A 21,464-nucleotide genomic window follows, 5' to 3' on the forward strand; every position below is an offset into this window, starting at 1 on the left:
GACACACCCTGCGTCAGCCCTGATGCGCTACAATTCCGCGTGACAGGGCAACGAACGAAGCTGGACAGGCGTATAGTGGGCGGCGCTGGACTCGGCGAGGGCGCAACAGGTGGGCGGAAAAGCCATGACACGGTGCAACAGTTCTGCAAGCACGATGACCTGCCAGGTCCGCACCTCTGCCTTGCGCTCGCCGGGCGCCGCGGCCATCCGGCTGGAGTCTGCTGCATTTGCTTAAGGTCGACCCAACCCCGCTGTCCGATGACGACCTTCTGGACCGCTATCAGCGCGCGGCCTTCGACTATTTCCTCGAAAACGTGAACCCCGACAACGGGCTCGTCGCCGATACTTCACGGCCGAATTCGCCGGCCAGCATCGCCGTCGTCGGTTTTGCGCTGTCCTGCTATCCCATCGGCGTGGAGCGCGGATGGATGACGCGCGAGGCGGCTGTGAAGCTGACGCTTGCCGCGCTGCGTTTCTTCTGGACCAGCACGCAAGGCAATGGCGACGACGTCACCGGCCACAAAGGTTTCTACTACCATTTTCTCGACATGCGGACCGGCAGGCGGGTCTGGCGCTGCGAACTGTCGATGGTGGACACCGCGCTGCTGATGGCCGGCGTGCTCCTGGCAGGCGCCTATTTCTCGGGCGCCGGCGAAGACGAGCGCGAGATCCGGGACCTGGCCGAGGCGCTCTATCGGCGCGTCGACTGGCGATGGGCGCAGGGCAGAACGCCCACCTTGCGGCAAGGCTGGAAGCCGAAGAGCGGCTTTCTCCACTATGGCTGGGAAGGTTACAACGAAGCGACGATCCTCTACGTGCTGTCGATGGCCTCGCCCGACAGCCCGAGCTCGGATGACAGCTATGTCGGCTGGACGGCGACCTATCAGTGGGAAAACATCTACGGCTACGATGTGCTCTATGGCGGTCCGCTGTTCATGCATCAGTTTTCGCATGCCTGGATCGATTTCGCCGGCATCCGCGACGCCTTCATGCGCGAGAAGAACTCGGATTATTTCGAAAACAGCCGGCGCTCGACCTACCTGCATCGCGACTATGCGCGGCATAACCCCTATGGCTATGACGGCTACGATGAGAACCTGTGGGGACTTTCTGCGGGCGACGGGCCAGGCGGCTTTCGCGCCAGTATAGAGCGTCGGCCTCACCGGTTTTCAGGTTATGCCGCGCGCGGCGCTCCTTTCGGGCCGGATGACGGGACGATCGCTCCGTGGTCCTGTCTGGCATCGCTGCCTTTCGCGCCGGATATCTGCCTGGCGGCGTTGCGCCATCTCGGGGATCGCTACCCCGAGGTGATCGATAATTTCCGACTGCCGAGCGGCTTCAATCCGACATTGGCGAACCGGCGAAAATTCGGCCGGCATGGCTGGGTGTCGGAAGGCCACTACGGGCTGGACCAGGGCATCGTGGTGATGATGATCGAGAACCACCGCTCGCGCCTGATCTGGAAACTGATGCGGTCCAGCCAGCACATCCGTCGCGGCCTGGGCAAAGCGGGTTTCACGGGTGGATGGCTGTCGCAGCCGGCAAGTCCGGCGCCATGTGGTCGCGATGTCGCATGAAAAGACAAAAGCAGCTGCTTTCCCTGTCGACCGCAACGACGCCGAACTGATCAGGGGCGCGCATCCGCCGCACTGGCGCAACCCCGACCCGACGGGACCGTACAATCTCGTCGTCATCGGCGCCGGCCCCGCCGGGCTGACCGCGGCCCGCGAAGCGGCGGGCCTCGGCGCAAAGGTTGCACTGATCGAACGCAGCCTGATCGGCGGCGTTTGCGTCAATGCCGGCTGCATTCCGTCGAAAGCGGTCATCCGCACCGCCAGGCTCTATGCCGACATGCGCGATGCCGGGAATTTTGGCGGCGACACACCGAAACATGTTCGCGTCGATTTTCAACGCGCGATGACGAGGATGCGGCAGATCCGGCGGCGGATCAGCCGCGCCGATTCGGCCGAGAGACTGGCTTCCGAAGGCATCGACCTCTACTTCGGCGAAGCGCGATTTTCCGGGCCGGACTCGATTCTGGTCGCCGGGCAAACCCTGCATTTCAGGAAGGCGCTGGTCGCGACGGGAGCGCATGCGCGCCTGCCGACGATTCCGGGCCTCACCGAGACCGGCTATCTCAGCAACGAGACCATGTTCGATCTCGCCGACTGCCCAAAGCGGCTTCTGGTCATTGGCGGCGGGCAGCTTGGCTGCGAGATGGCTCAGACGTTCTGCCTGTTCGGTGCGAACGTCATCCTGGCGCAGCGTGATCCGATGTTTCTGCCCGGCGAAGAACGCGACGCCGCCCAGATCCTTTCGGACGCGCTGGCGCGCGAAGGGGTAGAGGTCCGCCTGAACACCGAGGTGGTGGCGGTGCGGACAGCGGGTGGGAAGAAGCTGGCCGACCTGGTGCGGGACGACGAAACGACGACGATTTCCGTCGACGAGATCGTCACCGGCATCGGCCGGTCGCCCAATGTCGATGGTCTCGACCTGGAGAATGCGGGCGTGGCGTACGACGCCGATGGCATCAAGGTGGATGATTATCTGCGAACCACAAATCCGCGCATCTACGCGGCCGGCGACGTTTGCCTCGAACACAAGTTCACGCATACCGCGGAAGCGACAGCCCGCATCGTCGTGCGGAACGCGCTGTTTTTCGGGCGCGGGAAGCTGAGTGACCTGGTCGTTCCCTGGTGCACCTACACCGACCCGGAGATCGCCCATGTCGGCCTCTATCCGACGGAGGCGCGCCAGAACGGCGTCCCGGTCAAGACCTACACCGTGCTGATGCACGATGTCGCCCGGGCGGTGATGGACGGCGAGGAGGAGGGTTTTGTCAAGATCCACGTCAGGGAAGGTTCCGACCGCATCCTCGGTGCCACGGTCGTCGCCTCCCATGCCGGCGAGATGATCAATGCAGTGTCGCTCGCCATCAGATCGGGCATGGGATTGCATGCGCTGGCCGATGTCATCCATCCCTTCCCGACCCAGGCACAAGGCATCAAGATGGCCGGAGACGCCTATCGGCGAACCCGGCTCACCGCGTTTTGGAAGCATCTGGCGGGACGCTGGCTGGCATGGTCCAGGCGATGACCCTCGCGCCCTGCCGGCATGCATTCTGGCCGGCGGGGTGCGAGGCTGGCGCACCGGACATCCAAAGGGTAGCCAGCGCTTGACGAAGGCCCCGTTGGGCTGAACAAGTCAAAGCTGATTCTTGTGGCCCGGGACCGTCGTGAATGCCGTCTGGAACAAAGCCTTCAGCGCAGCGCCCCATGCAAAGTCCCGGGCGTTTGCCATGAACCCCATAGGCGCGCGACCCGACGGTACCGTCTCCGCAGGGAACGCCGAGCGGCGCGTGCTGGTCGTGTCTCACGATCCGGCCTTTCCACCGACGTCTGGCGCTGACCTCAGGAACTACCGCAACGCCGAAGCGGCAGCCGAATTCGGTCCCGTCTGCCTGGTGTCGGTGCGGCCGCAGGCCGCCGTGCCGCTGGTGGCCGATGCACCGATCCGCATTGAGGCCTTGTCGATCGAAGGCGAGGCCCGCACCAGGTCGATCGGGTGGTGGCGCATGGGAGCGGAGCAGCGCATTTCACGCTCCGCCTTGGCGCGGCTCGAGACACTCGTTCGAGACTTCCGCCCCGACACGGTGCTGGTCGAGGGCATTGGCCTGTTCAAGCTGCTACGGCCTTTGAGACCGCTGACCAAACAACTGATTCTCGACATGCACAATGTCGAGTCCGACCTGGCGGGACAGTTGCGGCGTGTCGGTGCGGCGCGATCCGCCGCCGCGGTGATCGCCACGAGCCTGGGCATCAGGCGTCTGGAGAGAAAGGCGCTGGCCATTGTCGACAGGGTCTGGGTCTGTTCGACCAGCGATCGCGAAAGGCTGATGGCCGTTTGCCGGCGCAAGGTGCCGATCGATGTCGTTCCGAACGGAATTCCGCACGCCGGCGACATTCCCGAGACGCTGCCCGCAGAAGCCGTGACCGGCAGCGGCTTTCCGGAGATCCTGTTTGTCGGCCATCTCGGCTATCCTCCAAACGTCGATGCCGCCGAGCGATTGGCCGGCGTCATATTGCCCCGCATCCGGCGAGCTTTTCCAACAGCGAGACTGGTTCTTGCCGGACGCAGCCCCAAGCCGGCGGTGCGGGCGCTGGCCCGGTTGCCTGATGTGGAGCTCGTCGAAGACCCGCAAGAGGTGGCGCCACTGCTGTCCAGGGCGCATCTCAGCATCATCCCGCTTACGGCAGGCGGCGGCACGCGCATCAAGATCCTGGAGGCGATGGCCTGGGGCGTGCCGGTAATCGCGACACCGCTGGCGGCCGAGGGCCTGGACCTGGTCGAGAATGAAGAGGTGCTGCTGTCGGATACCGATGAAGGGCTTGCCGAGATGGCCGTCGGACTTTGCCTGGACGCTGAACGCCGGGCGCTGCAGCGCATTCGCGCGCATCGAGCGGTATGGGCAAGATTTGGCCCGCGAGCCATCCGCGCGGCCGTCCGCGGCGGGCTAGGACTGGACGAGGCCGGCGCATGATTCCGCCGATCCTTCACCAGACATGGAAGAGCGACGCCGTTCCTGCCCGTTTCCAGGGCTATGTCGAGAGCTGGAAGTGGCACAATCCGGACTGGACATTCCTGTTCTGGAACGACCGGATGCTGCTGGACTTCGTTGCCGACCACTATCCGGATTTCCTGCCGACCTTCTGCGGCTACTCGAACGGCGTCCGGCGCGCCGACGCGGCGCGCTACCTGCTCCTCTACCATTTCGGCGGGGTCTATGCCGACATCGACTGCGAATGCGTGGCCCCGTTTGATCGGATCATGGGCGAAGACCGCATCGTGCTGTGCACGGAACCCGCCTCGCACACGGGCGTCCAGGCGGAATTTCGCGGCCTTTCCTATCTGATCTTCAATGGAACCATGGCCAGCCCACCCAGGCATCCCTTCTGGCTGCATGTGCTGTCTTTGTTGCCCGGACTGGTCCATGCCAAGGACGTGCTCGACGCGACCGGCCCTTGCCTGCTGACCTCGGCCCAACGCGGCTACGACGATCAGAAGGCCTTCGCCATCCATCCTTCAACGCTGTTCTCTCCGGTGGATTCGGCTGGATCGGGGGAACCAGGCAGTGGAACAACGCTTTCCATTCATCATTGGGCGGGCACCTGGTGGACGCCGGAGCCGGCGCCAGGATGGTTCACCAAGCTTCGCAATCATGTCTACCGTGGCTGGTATCACCTGACGCGTGGGGCGCATCTGGATGAGGCCACGGCAAAGGCAAGCGTCAGCCCCTCAGCCGTTCTGGCAGAACGGCCATCGGGCCAGAACATTGCCATCCTGGTGCCGCTTCGCGACGCGGCCGAGCATATCCAGCCGTTCCTCGACCTCCTGCAGACGCTCGACTATCCCAAGGACCGGATCAAGCTGGTGTTCTGCGAAGGCGACAGCGTCGATGGAAGCTGGGAAAGGCTGCAGGCGGCAACAGCACAATTAGCCGGCGAATACCGCGGTATCGTCCTTCTGCAAAGACATGTCGGCACCAGCCTCGACAGAACCGATCGGGCAAAGCCACGGACGCAGCGCATCCGGCGCGGCACGATTGCCAAGGTGCGCAACCATCTGATCGATCATGGGTTGAGCGAGGACGATGATTGGGCGCTGTGGATAGACATCGACGTCTGGCGTTACCCGCGCGACGTCGTAAACCGCCTCATCGAAACCGGTCACCGCATCGCGGTTCCCAACTGCGTGAAGATCGCCGGCGGCGCCAGCTTCGATCTCAACAGCTTCATCACGACGCGTTCGACGAAGGACTATCGCTATTATCGCCATATACGCGGCGGCCTTTACCAACCGCCCCTGCAATCGGCGAGCCGCCTTCATCTCAGCGATATCAGGCATCTCGACGTCATCGGTCTCGATGCCGTCGGCGGCACCATGCTCCTGGTCGATGCCGGGCTGCATCGCGGCGGCCTTCGCTTCCCCGAGATTCCCTACCGGGACCTGATTGAGACAGAAGGCTTCGGCGCGCTTGCCAACGATCTCGGCATCAGGCCGGTCGGCCTGCCGAAGCTGGAAATCCTGCATGTTCCGTGGTGAGGCAGCGGCCCCGCCGAAGCTCTTGCCAGTCGTCCGAGCCGCAAGCGTCAATCGTGCAATTCCCGCGATATCGGCGGACCAATCGAAAACCCTGAGAACGTGACCTCAAAACCCTCGCGTTGCGGCGAACAGCACATCATGCCGACATCGACCGTCTTCGAGGTCGGAAAATAGGCAAGCCGCACAGGCTTCCAGTGGCCGTCGGAAGCGTCGAGATACTGGATGCGGATCGTCTCGGCATGGCGGGTCAACCGGATCCTGACCCCGTCCGGACTGGCCGGAATGGTGGCCAGCGACCAGTCCGAGGCATCGTTGGTGACGACGACGGAAAAGTACATCACGCCGTCGGTATACTCGATGCCGGCCTTGACCCAATGCGTTTCGCTGAGCCGGACCATCAATCCGGCCTGGTCGTAGAGCACCTCGTAGCGCCCGGCGACGGTAACCTCGGCGGTGAAATCGCCCGCGACCGGCCGGTACATAAAGTGGCCGTTGTCACGCCGGAAACCGTAGAAGGTCTCGCGCCAGAAGTCGGTCTCCTTGCCGGTGCGCACGCGAACGGCATCGCCGTCGATGGAATGCCGGGGCGGTGGATTGAGCCAGGTCAGGTCCTGCAATGTCATCGCGTTGCGCCCGTCCGGTCCTTTGATGCGTGGGAGCTCGCCGGCCCGATAAGCCGGCGCCCCGATTGGTCAGCGCTCGTTAGCCTGCGCCCGTTTAGCCTGCGAATGTGTAGGCCGTCTTCACGGTGGTGTAGAACTCCGCCGCATAGCGGCCCTGTTCGCGCGGGCCATAGCTCGATCCCTTGCGCCCGCCGAAGGGAACATGGAAGTCGACACCCGCCGTCGGCAGGTTGACCATCACCATGCCGGCCTCCGAATTGCGCTTGAAGTGCGTGGCATGCTTGAGGCTCGAGGTGCAGATGCCCGACGTCAGCCCGAAAGGCGTGTCATTGGCGACAGCCAGCGCCTCGTCATAGTCCTTGACGCGGATGACGCTGGCGACAGGCCCGAATATCTCCTCGCGCGAACTGCGCATGGCGTTTGTGGCCTGCGTCAGCAGCGCCGGCTGCAAGAAGAAGCCCGGCGTCTTGCGATCGAGCCGCTCGCCGCCGAAGGCGAGCGTAGCACCTTCCCTGACGCCGATGGCGATGTAGTCCTCATCCTGCTGCAACTGTGTCGCGTCGACGACCGGACCGATCTGGGTCTGCGCGTCGAGCGCGTCGCCGACGACCAGTTTGCTCATGCGATCCTTGAGGGCATCGACGAAACGGTCGTGGATGCCGTCGGTCACGATCAGCCTGGACGACGCCGTGCAGCGCTGGCCGGTCGAGAAGAAGGCGCCATTGAGCGCGCAATCGACAGCGACGGCAAGATCGGCGTCGTCGAGCACGACCAGCGGGTTCTTGCCGCCCATTTCGAGCTGGAACTTGCGCATGTGCTCGATGCTTGCGGCGGCGACGCGCTTGCCGGTGCCGACCGAGCCGGTGAAGGTGATGGCGTTGACATCGGGGCTGTCGAGCATCGCCTGACCGACCACCGAGCCCTTACCCATGACGAGGTTGAGCACGCCCTTCGGCAGGCCGGCGCGATGCAGGATGTCGACGATGGACCAGGCGCTCTCGGGAACCAGCTCAGCCGGCTTGAAGACGATGGTGTTGCCATGCGCCAACGCCGGAGCGATCTTCCACGCCGGAATGGCGATCGGGAAATTCCACGGCGTGATGATGCCGACCACGCCGACCGCTTCGCGGGTGATCTCGACGCCGACGCCCGGCCGAACGCTTGGCACGACCTCTCCCGACAGCCGCAATGTTTCGCCGGCAAAGAAATCGAATATCTGAGCGGCGCGAATAGTCTCGCCGATGCCCTCGGCCAGCGTCTTGCCTTCCTCGCGCGCCAGGTTGCGGCCGATCTCGTCCTTGCGCGCCATGATCTCGTCCGCGGTCTTTTTCAGCACCGCGTGGCGCGCCAGCGGACCGGAACGGGACCATGCCGGAAACGCCGCCTTGGCCGCAGCGATCGCCTGCTTGGCCTGTTCGACACCAGCCGAGGCATATTCGCCCACGACGTCACCGGTATCCGAGGGGTTGATGTTGCGGGAACCGGCGTCGCCGACCCATTCGCCATCGATGAGGTTTTTTCGAAACTGAGCCATGTCCTGGTCTTTCCTGCTGATTGGCCGCGTGGCGGCATCTGTCTGAATTGGTATTTGCCAGACAATTGCCTTGCGGGAAAGCACGCACTGAGCTGGTAGCCGCGACAAAAATCCCCTGACTTGCCGTCACGCCCGCGGCGTGGCGGCGACAGCATCACAACCCGGCTAACATCCACCGGCCACCCCCAAAGGCTCAAACGAATTGCCCTGTACAGATATGTCCATAGCCTTGATTTGCCCAATGCGGCGTGTCATGCGTCGTGCCGATGGCGGCACTCGAAACGACGATCCAGCGCGCCGGCGCCACCGGCAACATCAAGGCCACTCGCGAAGACTGGCTGAAGCTTGCGCTTGAAACGTTGATCTCCGATGGTGTCGAACGCGTCCGCGTGCTGACGCTTGGCCAGAAGCTCGACGTCTCGCGCTCGAGCTTCTACTGGTACTTCAAGAGCCGGCAGGATTTGCTCGACCAGTTGCTGGACTACTGGCGGCAGACCAACACCAGGTTCATTGTCGAGCGCGCCGGACGACCTTCCGCGACCGTCATCCGCGGGGTGATGAGCATTTTCGAATGCTGGGTGGACGAAAGGCTGTTCGATCCCCAGCTGGATTTCGCGATCAGGGCTTGGGCTCGTCGCTCCCCCGCCATCAGGCGCGCGCTCGACGAGGCCGACGAGGAGCGCGTCAATGCCATTCGCGACATGTTCATGCGCCATGGCTATGCGGAAGAAGACGCGTTCGTGCGAGCCCGCATCCTGTATTTCATGCAGATCGGCTATTACTCGCTTGAGCTCGACGAACCGATGAGCAGCCGCCTGGGACATGTCGCCTCGTATCTGCGCAGCTTCACCGGCCAGGAGCCTTCGGCAGAGGATATCGAGGACTTCTCACGCTATGTCGAGGAAACGCTTTCGCGCAAACGCTAGCGCCATCCGCAGCACACAGGACCGCAACCCTAACTAGACATATATGTACAATACCAGTACGCTTTGCCATGAGAGATCAGCCTTTGTCCGGCACACCATGACCAGAATTTATTCCGCCCTGTCGCTGTTCAAGGAGGGTCTGGCCGGCCAGACAGGCTGGCAGCCGGCTTGGCGCTCGCCCGAGCCGAAGCCGTCCTACGACGCGATCGTCATCGGCGGCGGCGGCCATGGGCTGGCAACGGCCTACTATCTGGCAAAGAACCACAACATCGCCAGGGTCGCCGTACTGGAAAAAGGCTGGATCGGCGGCGGCAACACCGGCCGCAACACCACCGTAGTGCGCTCCAACTACTATTATCCCGAAAGCGTCGAGCTCTACGGGCTGGCACACCGGCTCTATGAAGGGCTGTCCAAGGACCTGAACTACAACGTCATGCTGTCGCAGCGCGGCATGGTCAATCTCTGCCACTCGACCGCCGAGATGGAGATCGGCGCGCGCACCGTCAACGCCATGCAGATCAACGGCATCGATGCCGAGCTGTTTTCTCCCGAGGATGTGCGCCGGGTGGCGCCGATCTACAATTTCTCAGTCGATGCGCGCTTTCCGGTGTTCGGCGGCATCTGGCAAGGCCGGGCCGGAACGGCGCGTCATGACGCGGTCGCCTGGGGGTATGCGCGGGCGGCAAGCCGGCTCGGCGTCGACATCATCCAGAACTGCGAGATCACCGACTTCATCATCGAGGGCGGCCGCTGCCGCGGCGTGCAGACGACGCGAGGCGCCATCCGTGCCGATCGCATCGGCATGGCGGTGGCGGGACATTCCTCGGTGCTGGCGGCCAAGGCCGGCTTCCGGCTGCCGATCAATTCCTATGCGCTGCAAGCCTGCGTTTCCGAGCCGGTCAAGCCGATCCTCGATACGGTGGTGCTGTCGCCCGGCTGCGGCGTCTATGTCAGCCAGTCGGACAAGGGCGAGATCGTCATCGGCGGCGGGCTCGACCGCATCCCCTCCTATGCGCAGCGCGGCAATCTGCCGACGCTGGAGACGGTCATCGCCGGGCTGCTGGAGATGTTCCCGATCTTCGGCCAGCTCAAGCTGATGCGGCAATGGGCTGGTATTGTCGACGTCGTACCGGACTCCTCGCCGATCATCGGCGAATCGCCGCTGCCCGGCCTGTTCCTCAATTGCGGCTGGGGCACGGGCGGCTTCAAGGCCATCCCCGCCGGCGGCACGCTGCTGGCGCACTTGCTGGCGACAGGCAAGTACAACGACATCAGCCGACCGTTCGACCTCGATCGCTTCGCCAGCGGACGGCTGATCGACGAAGCGGCCGGCTCCGGCATCGCGCATTAGAGGATCTTATGCAGCTTTTCCCTTGCCCGTTTTGTGGCCCGCGCGACGAGACCGAATTCCACTATGGCGGCGACGCCGGCAACGCCAGGCCGGACGGCACCGACGTGCCGATCGACCGCTGGGCGAACTATCTCTATCTGCGCTCCAATCCGAAGGGCACGGCGCGCGAGATCTGGGTCCACATGACTTGCGGCGAGTTCTTCGTCATGGACCGTGACACCGTCACCCACAGGGTGCTGTCCTCGGGCGCGCTTGGCGGGGAGCACGTGGCGTGACCGCCTCGCGTCTTGCCACCGGCGGCAGCGCCATCGACCGGTCGCGCCCGATCCGGTTCAGCTTCGACGGCACCACCGTGCACGGCTTTGCCGGCGACACCATCGCCTCGGCGCTGCTGGCCAATGATGTCGCGGTTGTTGGCCGGTCCTTCAAATATCATCGGCCACGCGGCATCTGGGGCGCTGGCGTCGAGGAACCGAACGCGCTAGTCGATGTCGGCGGCCTCCGGGCAACGCCGAACACCCGCGCCACGACCGAGCCGGCGCTCGACGAGCTGGTGGCGATGAGCGTCAACGCGACGCCCAATGCACTGGCCGACCGCAACGCCTTCCTCGACCGCTTTTCTCGCTTCATTCCGGCGGCGTTCTACTACAAGACCTTCATGTGGCCGGACTGGCATATGTTCGAGCCGCGCATCCGCGCCATGTCGGGGCTTGGCAAGGTCGATACGGACTGGACCTCGTCAGGCACATCAGACCAGATCAACCACCATTGCGACGTGCTGGTGGTGGGCGCCGGGCCGGCCGGACTGGCCGCGGCAAGCCTTGCAGCCGGCACGGGCCTGTCCGTCATGCTTGTCGACGACCAGCCGAAGCCTGGCGGATCGCTTGGCCATCGTGCCGGCGGGATCGACGGCAAGCCGGCGACCGCCTGGGTCGAGGAGACGGTTGCGGCGCTTGCCGCTGGCGGTCACCTGATCCTGCCGTCGACCACCGCCTTCGGCATCTACGACCACAATCTGGTGGGGCTCAACCAGCGCCATCCCGACGGCCGGCCGGACACGATGCGGCGGGTCAGGCCGCGCCACATCGTGCTGGCGACCGGCGCCATCGAGCGGCCGCTGCCTTTTGCCAACAATGACCTGCCGGGCATCCTATCGGCGGATGCGGCACTCGCCTATCTTCGGCGGCATGCGGTGCTGGTCGGCCACCGCATCGTCGTCGCCACCAACAATGACAGCGCCTACGAAGTCGCGGGGGCGCTCGTCGAGGTGGGGGCCGATGTCACGCTCGTCGACATCAGGCGCGATGGCATGCCCGCCACGCCCGCCGAGGTGCGATTGATCGAGGGTCGGGCGCTTGCCGCTGCCAACGGCAAGCTGCGCGTCGAGGGCGTGACGCTGGATGACGGCACCAGGCTCGATGCCGACTGCGTGCTGGTCTCGGGCGGCTGGACGCCGACCATCCATCTCTTCGGCCAGGCCAGGGGCAAACTTGCCTGGAGCGAGGCGCGCGCCGCCTTCCTGCCGGGCGATCCGGTGGACGGCATTGCCGTTGCCGGCGCGGCCGCCGGTGCGGTTTCCTTGTCGGAGGTGTTTGCCAATTCGGCGAAGGCGGTTGCATCGCTTGGCCAGACGAAAGCAGCAGTGCCGGACAGCACCGGACCAGAGGCGACGGGCGGCATAACAGCTGCATGGCCGATGCCCGGTTCGAAGGGACGCATCTGGATCGACTGTCAGAACGACGTGACGGTGAAGGACGTCGAACTGGCAGCGCGGGAAAACTTCGTCTCGGTCGAACATCTGAAACGCTACACCACGCTCGGCATGGCGACCGACCAGGGCAAGACCTCCAACCTGCCTGGCCTGGCGCTGATGGCCGGGATCACCGGCCGCACGGTGCAGGAGGTCGGCACCACCACCTATCGCCCGCCATTCACACCGGTGCCGCTGGCGAGCTTTGCCGGCGAACGCGCCGGCGAGTTGATGGCGCCGGTGCGCCGGTTGCCGCTGGAAAACGTGCATCGCGCCAGCGGCGCGGTCTTCCAGGAATATGGCGGCTGGCTGCGCCCGGCTCACTATGGCGGTCGCGACGCCGATGCGGATGGCGCCGTTGGGGACGAGGCGCGGCGCGCCCGTCAGTCGGTCGCGCTGTTCGACGGTTCGACACTGGGCAAGATCGAGGTGATCGGACCGAAGGCTGCCGAGTTCGTCGATTTCATCTACTACAACACCATGTCGACGCTGAAGCCGGGCCGATGCCGCTACGGCTTCATGCTGTCGGAGAACGGCGTGGTCTTCGATGACGGCGTGCTGGTGCGGCTGGACGAGCATCGCTTCATCGTGTCGTGCTCGTCCTCGCATGTCGCGGCGGTGCATGCGCGGCTGGAGGAATGGCGGCAGGATCGCTTCGGGCGCGGTGCTGTCTACATCCACAACGCCACATCAGAGATGGCGACACTGACCGTCTCCGGACCGAACGCCCGGAAGCTGCTCCAAACGTTGGATCTCGTCCTGTCGCTCGACGATGCCGACCTGCCGCACATGGCGATCGGCCATGGCACCTATGCCGGTGACGAGGTCCGCATCGCCCGCGTCAGTTTTACCGGCGACAGGAGCTACGAGATTTCGATCCGGGCTGATCGCGCCGAGCCGTTATGGGCGCATCTGCGCAAGGCTGGCCAGGCGTTCGACGCCGCTGTCATCGGCCTCGAAGCACTGATGATCCTGCGGGCGGAGAAAGGCTTCATCGTCATCGGCAAGGACACTGACGGCACCACGCTGCCGCACGATCTCGGCGTCGAGGGGCCGCGCACCAAACGCCAGACCGAATTCGTCGGCCGCCGCTCGCTGTTCACCGAGGAGGCCTCGCGTGGCGATCGGCTGCAGCTTGTCGGACTGACGGTGCCGCAAGGTGAAGCGCCGCTGCCGACTGGCGCGCATGGCATCAGACGGAGCGACGGCAGGCTACACAGCCAGGGCTTTGTCACCTCGAGCTACCAGAGCCCGACGCTTGGCCGGCCAGTCGCGCTTGGCCTGATCGAACGCGGCGTGGCCCGCCACGGCGAGGCGATCGAGATCCAGCATCTCGGCAAGGTCAGGACGGCGACGATTGCCGCGCCTTGCGCCTTCGACCCCGCAGGAGAGCGGCTGCATGCGTGATCTCGCCGAAAAATGGTCCGTCGCGCCGGACTGGCAATCGGCGCTCATCACCGCGCCCGGCCTCGTGGTGCGCGCGAACTCGGATCTCAACCAGCTGCTGGTCAGCGGCGATCTCGACGCCTGGGCGCGAGTATCCGGCGTGGACGGGACCGGCGCAGGTGCGTTTGGCGCGACGCAGGGCGACCGCTATGCGGCTCGGCTGGCGCGCGACCGGCTGCTCGCCATATCGGACGGCCCTCTCGCCATCGCGACGGGCTGGCACGCAGCAGGCTTCGCGGTGACGGCGATCAGCGCTGGCTTGCAGGTGTTCGAAGCCGAGGGCTCGGCGCTCAACGCTTTCATCGCGCGTGGAACGACGCTCGACCCCAGCCAAGCGAGCGCGAGTGCCGCGCTTTCCTTCGCCGGCATCAGTGCCGTCGTCTATCGCCATCAGGCCAGTCTGCGCATCCATGTCGACCGCGGTCTTGCAGCCTATCTCTGGACGTGGATGGAGCAGGCATCGCGGCCGGTTCATCAAATTAGCCAGCCATGATCACGCTCAAAGCGTGAACGACCAGAACAGGCAGGCCAGCGTCGCGGCGGCGAAAACCACGAAGAACAGGCTGCGCAGCAGCACGTTGCGGCGCAGTTCGTTCATGACGAAGTGGCAGCCGACCACCGCCACCGCAAACAGGAACCGCCAGTTCAGCAGCGCCCCCAAAACCCCGCTCTGGCCGAACGCCCATCGGGCGACGAGACCGCCGACGATGGTGGCAAGCAGCACGATCACCGTCCAGAACAGGGCGTCGGCGGCATGGGTCAGGACAATGCTGGCCGCGCGGATCGGCAGGATCATCATCAACAGCGCGCTGAAGAAATAGACGGCAGCCAGCGGAATGAACGTCCCGGCATCGGCGATGCCGTCGAGGCGCCTGACGCCGATCGCGCCGTAGGGATAGCCGTGCCTGGCCACCGCCAGGCTCAACGCCATGAGCAGAGCGGTCAGCACGGCGACGAGTGCGAAGGTCGTGAGGGCTTTGCTCATGGTGTTCCTGTCCCGGACGAATCAGACAGGAACTGATGTAACCGACGGTCGTAAATTGCGGGTAAGCGAAGTTGCCGCAGCGCGGATTTCGGTTTGGCGAAGAGGTCGCCCGGGCCGGCCTCTTCGTCTCGGAACGCGGGCTCGACCGGGTTGGCGTTGCCCTGGTGACGACGGTCGGCGGGATTGAAACCCGGCCTATCAAACACGCGGCATTCCAATATAACCTGACCATTTCTGGTGAACGAAGACGCGGATTTCCCATGGACCTGGATCCTTCGACGCTCAATCGCGCTCATCCGCTCCGCGATCAGATCTATCACCAGATCCGCAACTTGATCGTCATCGGGCAGATGAAGCCGGGGGAAGTGATCAACGAGGTGGCTATCGCTGAAGCGCTCGGCGTCTCGCGCACCCCCGTGCGCGAAGCGGTCAAGCGGATCAGCGATGAAGGCCTGGTCAAGATCCTGGCGCAGACCGGCACCTATGTCGCGCCGATCAGCCGGGCCGACCTGGAAGAAGCCTATGTCATCCGGCGGGCCCTGGAGATGGAAAGCGCCAGACGCGCGGCCGCCAAGCTCACGCCGGCAGCCAGCGCGTTGCTGGAAGACAACATGGCGGCACACCGGCTTGCGATATCGCGGGGCAGATATGCCAACGCGATACAGCTCGACGACATCTTTCATCGCACCATCGCCGAGATCTGTGGCCTGCCGATGATCTGGCGGGCCGTCGACATTTCCAAGGCGCAGATGGATCGCGGCCGCTATCTCGCCATTCCCAAGCCCGGCTATGGCGAACAGACGATCGAGCAGCATCAGGCCATTCTCGACGCGCTCAAGCGCCACGACGCCGAGGGTGCCGCGCAAGCGATGGAACACCATCTCGAAACGTCTTTACGCAACACGCTCGACGTCGCCGCCGATCTCCTCGGCTGACAGCCGCGCCCGCGCATTCCGCGCGGCCGTCTGCCGGAGGCCGACGAGGCCGCCGTCATGGTCGGCTGGATCGAGCTGATTACATCCGGCAACCGCCTTCAGCCGTCGCGAAGCTTCTCTTTCGCAATTCGCCAGGCCTGCTCCACATGTCGTCGGGCGGCTGCTTCGGCGTCATCGCCGCGATGCGACTTGATGGCGTTCATGATGACGGTCATTTCGGCGATCGCGGCTTCGCGTCGGTTCTCAGAAGCGATCGTCATGGAACGCAGGTGGTTGATGCGGACGTTCAGGCCCTGGACGATCTCCCAGGCGATGCGCTTGTCGGCGGCATCGAAAAGCACTTCGTAGAACTTCGTCGTCGCCCGCATCACTTCGATCGGCTTCGCCGATGCCCAGGCCTCGAGCAGGTTCTGCAATGACCGTTCGAGGTCCGCGATCTGATCATCCGTCGCCGTCAGGGCGGCGGCACGCGCCGCGATGCCTTCCATCAGCGCGCGCAATTCATAAATCTCGTCGGTGCGGCTGAGATCGGGCCGGGCCACGGCGGGTCCATGACCCGGTATCATCTGGACGAGGCCTTCCGTCTCCAGCTGCCGCAGAACTTCGCGCACAACCGAGCGGCTGACCCCCAGCTGGTCGCAAAGCGGTCGCTCGACCAGCCTTTCGCCCGGCTGGAAATGGAACTCCATGATCGCTTCGCGCATGCGTTCCAGCGCCAGCGTTCTGAGCGTCTTGGTGGACCGTTCGATCCTGAGCGTGTCGTCGGCCAATTCATGTACCTCCCAGACGCGCAAAGAACAGATTCGGCGATCCGTTGACAAGGGTTTTGGTCTTCAATAGTATGGTATACCATAAGATGATCGGCAGAAAGAGGAACCTTGCCTGGACCTCGGCCCCGGTCGAGCCCCGAGGATTCCATGAAGCCGGCCATCCGAAAGATCGTCACCCATGTCGAGACTACCCTGATCGAAGGCGGCAAGGCGGCCCCCCGGCCGCTGCGCCTGATCGGCGTCGCGGCGGTGCTCGACAATCCGTGGGCCGGGCGTGGGTTCACCGAAGATCTTTCCCCTCATATCCGGGCCTATGCGCCGGTCCTGGGGGAGATGCTGACCCGTGAAATTCTCGCGGTCGCGGGATCCGGCGAAGCCATCGAGGGCTACGGCAAGGCCGCCATCTGCGGCACGGCAGGCGAAATCGAGCATGCTTCGGCGCTCATCCACACGCTGCATTTCGGCAATCACTATCGCCGCGCCGTCGGCGCCAAAACCTATCTCGCGTTTACCAACCTGCGCGGCGGGCCGAACACACCGATCATGATCCCGCTGATGGACAAGAACGACGAAGGCCGACGCTCGCATTACCTGACGGTGCATTTCCAGATCGGCGACGCGCCCGCGCCCGACGAACTGGTGGTGGCTCTCGGCGCCTCGATCGGCGGCCGCCCGCATCATCGCATCGGCGACCGCTATCAGGATCTCAAGGAAGTCGGAGACCTGCATGGCTGAATCCTCGGCCTGGCATCGCGCAACGGCGCCTGACGGCACCAGCTTCATCCGTGCCGGCTCGGGAGCGCCGGTCCTGCTCATCCACGGTGTGGGCATGAACGCCGCGATCTGGGAGCCGCAGATCGCGCGGATGAAGGACCGATGGGATGTCATTGCGATCGACATGCTGGGACATGGCCAGTCACCGCTGCCGCCAGCGAATGCCGACCTTGCCGACTATGCCGCGCAGGCAATCCGGCTTCTCGATCATCTGGCCATTGGCGCCGTCTCGATCGTCGGTCATTCGATGGGCTCGCTGGTCGGACAGGAGATCGCTCTCGACGCGCCCGAACGGGTTCGCGCCGTCATCTCGCTCAACGCGGTCTTCCGCCGCCCGGCGGACCTTGCGGAGGCCGTGCGCGGGCGCGCCGCCGAATTGAACGGCGTGGGCAACCTGTCGGGAACGGACGCGACGATCGCACGCTGGTTCGGCGACCCGGTTCCCGCCGAGCTGGCCGAGGCCGCGAGGATGACACGCGCGGCTTTGGAAAACGTCGACCCGGAAGGCTATGCGCGCACCTATCGGCTCTTCGCCCATGCGGATGCTGCGCATGTCGATCGTCTTCCCGGCCTTGCCATGCCGGCATTGTTCATGACCGGCGCCGAGGACAGGAACTCCTCGCCGGCGATGTCGGCGGCGATGGCCCGTCTCGCGCCGCGCGGCCAGTGCGAGGTCCTGGAAGGCGAGCGGCATATGATGGCCGTCGCTTCACCGGAAAAGGTCACACGGCAGATAACCGCTTTTCTTGAAAGCGTAGACGGTGGCGCCGGCCTCCAGCCCGCCTTCGACGCTGGCGAATTCAGGCGGGCGCTTGGCTCGTTCCTGACCGGCGTGACCATCGTCACGACGATCGGAGCGGAAGGAGAACCACGCGGCTTCACGGCGAATTCGTTCACCTCGGTGTCGCTCGATCCGCCGCTCGTGCTGGTCTGCATCGCCAAGAAGGCGATGGGTCACCCCGTGTTTTTAACCTCGAAGGGCTTTGCCATCAACGTCCTTTCGGAGGGACAGAAGGCCGCCTCCGGTGTTTTCGCGTCGAAAGCGCCGGACAAGTTCTCGGCTGTCGAATGGCGCGCCGGCCGAACCGGCAGCCCGCTGCTCGACGGCTCGGTCGCGGCCTTCGACTGCGACCTCGACCAGTTGGTCGACGCCGGCGACCATTCGATCCTCATCGGCCGCGTCCGCGACTTTTCCCACAATGGCGCCCAGCCTCTGGGCTATTGCCGGGGTGCCTATGTTGCCCCCGGCCTCTCCCAGGAGGCGCTGGCGGCAGCGCCACCGGACATGGAAGTCGGTGCCATACTGGAAGACGAGGGCCGGGTGCTGTTCTTCGAAACCGCCGATGGTTTTCACCACTTGCCGGCGGGCCGCGGGCTGGGTACGGCGAGCGACGCAAAAAGCCTCAAGGGCCGACTCGCCGCCTCGGCGGTCAACGCCCAGCTCGGGTTCCTGTTCGCCGTCTGGGACGACACGGCGACGCCGTCGCGCACCCACGTCTATTACCGCGGCTCGGTCGACGCGCCCGCCTCCGGCAACAGCCAGGTCCGGCTCGTCGACATCGATCGCATCGCGCAACTCAGGATCGCCGATCCGGCGGTACGGTCGATGCTTGCCCGCTATGCCCGCGAACGCATGGAAGACGCTTTCGGGGTCTATGTCGGCAACGAGATCGAAGGCGAGGTCCAGCCTTTGGCAAGGCCGGCCGCGCAGCCTGCAATTCGGGGTAGACAAGCATGAAGTTCTCGCTGTTCGTCCATATGGAACGCTCGGACCCGGCAAAGCCGCACGCCGAGCTTATCGACGAGCTCGAAGAGCTTGTCCTGATGGCCGAGGAGGCCGGTTTCGAGACCGCCTGGATCGGCGAGCATCACGGCATGGAATTCACCATCTCGCCGAATCCGTTCATCAACATCGCCTATCTCGGCGCCAGGACGAAGCGCATCCGGCTCGGCACCGGGACGGTCATCGCGCCGTTCTGGCATCCGATCAAACTCGCCGGTGAAGCGGCCATGACCGACCTCGCGACGCGAGGCAGGCTCGACATCGGCATAGCGCGCGGCGCCTACAGCTACGAATATGAAAGACTTTTCCCGGGGCTCGATGCCTGGGGCGCGGGCCAGCGCATGCGCGAGATCATTCCCGCCATCAAGGGCCTGTGGAAAGGTGACTTCGAACTGTCCGGGCAGTTCTGGACTTTTCCGTCCACCACCTCCTCGCCCAAGCCGGTGCAGGAACCGCACCCGCCGATCTGGGTGGCGGCACGCGACCCGAACTCGCATGACTTCGCCGTTGCCAATGGCTGCAATGTCCAGGTGACGCCGCTCGCCTCCGGCGATGGCGAGGTGACCAGCCTGATGGAGCGCTTCAATGCGGCGTGCGCGGCGCACCCGGACATGGCGCGCCCCGACATCATGCTGCTGATGCATACGTTCGTTGCCGAGGACGCCGCCGATGCCGAGCAGCTGACGCGGGACCTGTCCCTTTTCTACTGCCAGTTCGGCGCCTGGTTCCAGAACAAGAAGCCCGTTCGCCAAGGCATATTGGAAGCGCTCACCGACGCCGAGATCGCGGCCATGCCGCAATACGCGCCGGACAAGATCCGCCAGAACCTCGTGATCGGCGAAGCCGAAGAGGTGATCGCCCGGCTGAAGGCATACGAGGCGCTCGGCTACGACCAGTACTCGATCTGGATCGACAGCGGCCTGCCGCACGAGCGCAAGAAGAAATCGCTGAAACTCTTCGTCGACAAGGTCATGCCGGCCTTCAGTGACGGGGGGTCGCAATGACCCTCGTGGCCTTCAGCAACTTCATCGACGGAGCATTCGACGCGCCGACGGTCGCCTTCGAAAGCATCGATCCGTCGACAGGAATGTCCTGGGCGACGATGCCGGCCGCGACGGAAGCCGATGTCGACCGCGCCGTCGCGGCGGCGCACCGGACGTTGCACTCAGCCGCCTGGGCTTCGCTGACGGCGACGGCGCGCGGCAAGCTTCTGGTGCGCCTCGGCGACCTCGTCGTCGCTAATGCCGGCCGCCTTGCCGAACTGGAAACGCGCGACACCGGCAAGATCATCCGCGAGACCCGCGCCCAGATCGTCTATGTCGGCGACTACTACCGCTATTATGGCGGGCTGGCCGACAAGCACGAAGGCTCGTTTGTCCCCATCGACAAGGCGGACATGGAAGTGACGATCCGGCCCGAACCGATCGGCGTCGTCGCCGCCGTCGTGCCCTGGAATTCGCAACTGTTCCTGTCCGCCGTCAAACTCGGGCCGGCACTGGCGGCTGGCTGCACTGTCGTTCTCAAAGCGTCAGAAGACGGCCCAGCCCCGCTGCTGGCCTTCGCCGAACTCGTCCATGAGGCCGGCTTCCCTGCTGGGACCGTGAACATCCTGACCGGGTTCGGACAGGACTGCGGCCGCCGCCTGACCAGCCATCCGCTTGTCTCGCGCGTCGCCTTCACCGGGGGCCCTTCGACAGCGCGCGCCATCGTCGCCAACACGGCGGAAAACCTCGCCTATACGACGCTGGAGCTCGGTGGAAAGAGCCCCGTCGTCGTCTTCGCCGATGCCGACCTGGACAGCGCCGCCAACGCGGTCGTCGCCGGAATCTTCGCCGCGTCCGGACAAAGCTGCGTCGCCGGCTCGCGGCTGCTGGTCGAACGTTCGATAAAGGGCGAATTCCTCGCCCGGCTCAAGCGCAAGGCCGAGGCCATCAGGATCGGCGATCCGCAGGATCCAGCCACCGAGATGGGGCCACTGGCAACGGCGCGCCAGCGGGAATGGATCGAGAAGATCGTCGCGGCAAGCCTTGCCGGCGGGGGACGGCTGATCACTGGCGGTGAAAGACCCGCCGGTCACGACGGCGGCTTCTACTACGCACCAACCATCATCGATGCCCAGGACAATGCCGGGTTGCCCTGCGTGCGTGAGGAGCTGTTCGGCCCTGTGCTCAGCGTGCTCGGTTTCGACACCGAGGCCGAAGCGCTGGCGCTTGCCAACAACACGCCGTTCGGCCTCGCCTCGGGCGTGTTCACGACCAATCTCGGCAAGGCCCATCGCATGGCGCGCGGCATCCATGCCGGCGTCGTCTGGGTCAATACCTACCGCGCCGTCTCGCCGCTGGTGCCGTTCGGCGGCTACGGCATGTCCGGACTCGGCCGCGAGGGCGGGCTCGATGCGATCCGCGACTACACGCGCTCGAAATCGGTCTGGATACGGACATCGGACGAGCCGATCCCCGATCCGTTCGTCATGCGATGAGGGCAG

The 21,464-nt window shown here is 64.8% G+C and carries 18 protein-coding genes; 14 read left to right on the forward strand and 4 right to left on the reverse strand.

The annotated features are described in order from the left end of the window. Positions 1–227: 227 nt before the first annotated feature. The 4 genes from NR193_RS01690 (at position 228) to NR193_RS01705 (ending at position 6,102) form a co-directional block, all read left to right on the forward strand. On the forward strand, positions 228–1,577 hold the full coding sequence (locus NR193_RS01690; protein WP_256749156.1) for a glucoamylase family protein: 1,350 nt from the start codon (positions 228–230) through the stop codon (positions 1,575–1,577). Then, on the forward strand, positions 1,567–3,096 hold the full coding sequence (locus tag NR193_RS01695) for a mercuric reductase (RefSeq protein WP_256749157.1): 1,530 nt from the start codon (positions 1,567–1,569) through the stop codon (positions 3,094–3,096). Before NR193_RS01690 ends, NR193_RS01695 begins: the two co-directional genes overlap by 11 nt. Positions 3,097–3,298: 202 nt before the next feature. Further along, positions 3,299–4,540 carry a glycosyltransferase family 4 protein gene (locus tag NR193_RS01700; protein ID WP_256749158.1) on the forward strand — a complete coding sequence of 414 codons (1,242 nt, stop codon included), beginning with the start codon at positions 3,299–3,301 and terminating at the stop codon, positions 4,538–4,540. Further along, positions 4,537–6,102 carry a glycosyltransferase gene (locus tag NR193_RS01705; protein WP_256749159.1) on the forward strand — a complete coding sequence of 522 codons (1,566 nt, stop codon included), beginning with the start codon at positions 4,537–4,539 and terminating at the stop codon, positions 6,100–6,102. The genes NR193_RS01700 and NR193_RS01705 overlap by 4 nt, the downstream gene beginning before the upstream one ends. A gap of 47 nt (positions 6,103–6,149) precedes the next feature. On the opposite strand, the gene NR193_RS01710 is transcribed toward NR193_RS01705, so the two are convergent. Next, positions 6,150–6,725 (reverse strand): DUF1349 domain-containing protein, encoded by a 576-nt coding sequence (locus NR193_RS01710; RefSeq protein WP_256749160.1) that lies wholly within the window; start codon positions 6,723–6,725, stop codon positions 6,150–6,152. A gap of 94 nt (positions 6,726–6,819) precedes the next feature. Then, positions 6,820–8,259, reverse strand: coding sequence for an aldehyde dehydrogenase family protein (locus tag NR193_RS01715; protein ID WP_256749161.1), 1,440 nt, complete (start codon positions 8,257–8,259; stop codon positions 6,820–6,822). A gap of 266 nt (positions 8,260–8,525) precedes the next feature. Between NR193_RS01715 and NR193_RS01720 the strand changes: the two genes are divergently transcribed. From NR193_RS01720 to NR193_RS01740, 5 genes are all read left to right on the forward strand, one after another. After that, positions 8,526–9,185, forward strand: a complete 660-nt coding sequence (locus NR193_RS01720) for a TetR/AcrR family transcriptional regulator (protein ID WP_256749162.1) — start codon at positions 8,526–8,528, stop codon at positions 9,183–9,185. 97 nt (positions 9,186–9,282) lie between these two features. Next, positions 9,283–10,536: a sarcosine oxidase subunit beta gene (locus NR193_RS01725; protein WP_256749163.1), complete on the forward strand. Its 1,254-nt coding sequence runs from the start codon at positions 9,283–9,285 to the stop codon at positions 10,534–10,536. An 8-nt stretch (positions 10,537–10,544) separates the two neighbouring features. Further along, positions 10,545–10,811, forward strand: coding sequence for a sarcosine oxidase subunit delta (locus tag NR193_RS01730; RefSeq protein WP_256749164.1), 267 nt, complete (start codon positions 10,545–10,547; stop codon positions 10,809–10,811). Further along, the gene (locus NR193_RS01735) at positions 10,808–13,693 is read left to right on the forward strand and encodes a sarcosine oxidase subunit alpha family protein (RefSeq protein ID WP_256749165.1); all 2,886 of its coding nucleotides are present in this window, start codon (positions 10,808–10,810) and stop codon (positions 13,691–13,693) included. The genes NR193_RS01730 and NR193_RS01735 overlap by 4 nt, the downstream gene beginning before the upstream one ends. After that, the gene (locus NR193_RS01740) at positions 13,686–14,225 is read left to right on the forward strand and encodes a hypothetical protein (RefSeq protein ID WP_256749166.1); all 540 of its coding nucleotides are present in this window, start codon (positions 13,686–13,688) and stop codon (positions 14,223–14,225) included. The genes NR193_RS01735 and NR193_RS01740 overlap by 8 nt, the downstream gene beginning before the upstream one ends. Positions 14,226–14,231: 6 nt before the next feature. Here NR193_RS01740 and NR193_RS01745 read toward each other — a convergent pair whose 3' ends face one another. Beyond that, entirely contained in the window at positions 14,232–14,717 is a 486-nt protein-coding gene (locus NR193_RS01745) for a hypothetical protein (protein WP_256749167.1), read from the reverse strand. Positions 14,718–14,977: 260 nt separating this feature from the next. Between NR193_RS01745 and NR193_RS01750 the strand changes: the two genes are divergently transcribed. Then, positions 14,978–15,652: a GntR family transcriptional regulator gene (locus NR193_RS01750; RefSeq protein WP_256749168.1), complete on the forward strand. Its 675-nt coding sequence runs from the start codon at positions 14,978–14,980 to the stop codon at positions 15,650–15,652. Positions 15,653–15,750: 98 nt separating this feature from the next. On the opposite strand, the gene NR193_RS01755 is transcribed toward NR193_RS01750, so the two are convergent. Beyond that, positions 15,751–16,422: a GntR family transcriptional regulator gene (locus NR193_RS01755; RefSeq protein ID WP_256749169.1), complete on the reverse strand. Its 672-nt coding sequence runs from the start codon at positions 16,420–16,422 to the stop codon at positions 15,751–15,753. A 147-nt stretch (positions 16,423–16,569) separates the two neighbouring features. Between NR193_RS01755 and NR193_RS01760 the strand changes: the two genes are divergently transcribed. From NR193_RS01760 to NR193_RS01775, 4 genes are read left to right on the forward strand one after another with little or no spacing between them, the layout of a single operon-like run. After that, a complete protein-coding gene (locus tag NR193_RS01760) occupies positions 16,570–17,157 on the forward strand; it encodes an amino acid synthesis family protein (RefSeq protein ID WP_256749170.1) in 588 nt (195 codons plus the stop codon). After that, positions 17,150–18,934 carry an alpha/beta fold hydrolase gene (locus NR193_RS01765; protein ID WP_256749171.1) on the forward strand — a complete coding sequence of 595 codons (1,785 nt, stop codon included), beginning with the start codon at positions 17,150–17,152 and terminating at the stop codon, positions 18,932–18,934. The genes NR193_RS01760 and NR193_RS01765 overlap by 8 nt, the downstream gene beginning before the upstream one ends. Further along, positions 18,931–19,983: an LLM class flavin-dependent oxidoreductase gene (locus NR193_RS01770; RefSeq protein ID WP_256749172.1), complete on the forward strand. Its 1,053-nt coding sequence runs from the start codon at positions 18,931–18,933 to the stop codon at positions 19,981–19,983. Before NR193_RS01765 ends, NR193_RS01770 begins: the two co-directional genes overlap by 4 nt. Beyond that, positions 19,980–21,458, forward strand: coding sequence for an aldehyde dehydrogenase (locus NR193_RS01775; protein ID WP_256749173.1), 1,479 nt, complete (start codon positions 19,980–19,982; stop codon positions 21,456–21,458). Before NR193_RS01770 ends, NR193_RS01775 begins: the two co-directional genes overlap by 4 nt. Positions 21,459–21,464 lie beyond the last annotated feature (6 nt).

Origin of the sequence: Mesorhizobium sp. Mes31, from assembly GCF_024519675.1 — a bacterium.
In the GTDB taxonomy this organism is placed as follows: Bacteria; Pseudomonadota; Alphaproteobacteria; order Rhizobiales; family Rhizobiaceae; genus Mesorhizobium.

Coding starts and splice junctions, on each gene's coding strand:
- NR193_RS01695 (WP_256749157.1), top strand. CDS start 1,567: ATGTCGCATGAAAAGACAAAAGCAGCTGCTTTCCCTGTCGACCGCAAC.
- NR193_RS01700 (WP_256749158.1), top strand. CDS start 3,299: ATGAACCCCATAGGCGCGCGACCCGACGGTACCGTCTCCGCAGGGAAC.
- NR193_RS01705 (WP_256749159.1), top strand. CDS start 4,537: ATGATTCCGCCGATCCTTCACCAGACATGGAAGAGCGACGCCGTTCCT.
- NR193_RS01710 (WP_256749160.1), bottom strand. CDS start 6,725: ATGACATTGCAGGACCTGACCTGGCTCAATCCACCGCCCCGGCATTCC.
- NR193_RS01715 (WP_256749161.1), bottom strand. CDS start 8,259: ATGGCTCAGTTTCGAAAAAACCTCATCGATGGCGAATGGGTCGGCGAC.
- NR193_RS01720 (WP_256749162.1), top strand. CDS start 8,526: ATGGCGGCACTCGAAACGACGATCCAGCGCGCCGGCGCCACCGGCAAC.
- NR193_RS01725 (WP_256749163.1), top strand. CDS start 9,283: ATGACCAGAATTTATTCCGCCCTGTCGCTGTTCAAGGAGGGTCTGGCC.
- NR193_RS01730 (WP_256749164.1), top strand. CDS start 10,545: ATGCAGCTTTTCCCTTGCCCGTTTTGTGGCCCGCGCGACGAGACCGAA.
- NR193_RS01740 (WP_256749166.1), top strand. CDS start 13,686: ATGCGTGATCTCGCCGAAAAATGGTCCGTCGCGCCGGACTGGCAATCG.
- NR193_RS01745 (WP_256749167.1), bottom strand. CDS start 14,717: ATGAGCAAAGCCCTCACGACCTTCGCACTCGTCGCCGTGCTGACCGCT.
- NR193_RS01750 (WP_256749168.1), top strand. CDS start 14,978: ATGGACCTGGATCCTTCGACGCTCAATCGCGCTCATCCGCTCCGCGAT.
- NR193_RS01760 (WP_256749170.1), top strand. CDS start 16,570: ATGAAGCCGGCCATCCGAAAGATCGTCACCCATGTCGAGACTACCCTG.
- NR193_RS01765 (WP_256749171.1), top strand. CDS start 17,150: ATGGCTGAATCCTCGGCCTGGCATCGCGCAACGGCGCCTGACGGCACC.
- NR193_RS01770 (WP_256749172.1), top strand. CDS start 18,931: ATGAAGTTCTCGCTGTTCGTCCATATGGAACGCTCGGACCCGGCAAAG.
- NR193_RS01775 (WP_256749173.1), top strand. CDS start 19,980: ATGACCCTCGTGGCCTTCAGCAACTTCATCGACGGAGCATTCGACGCG.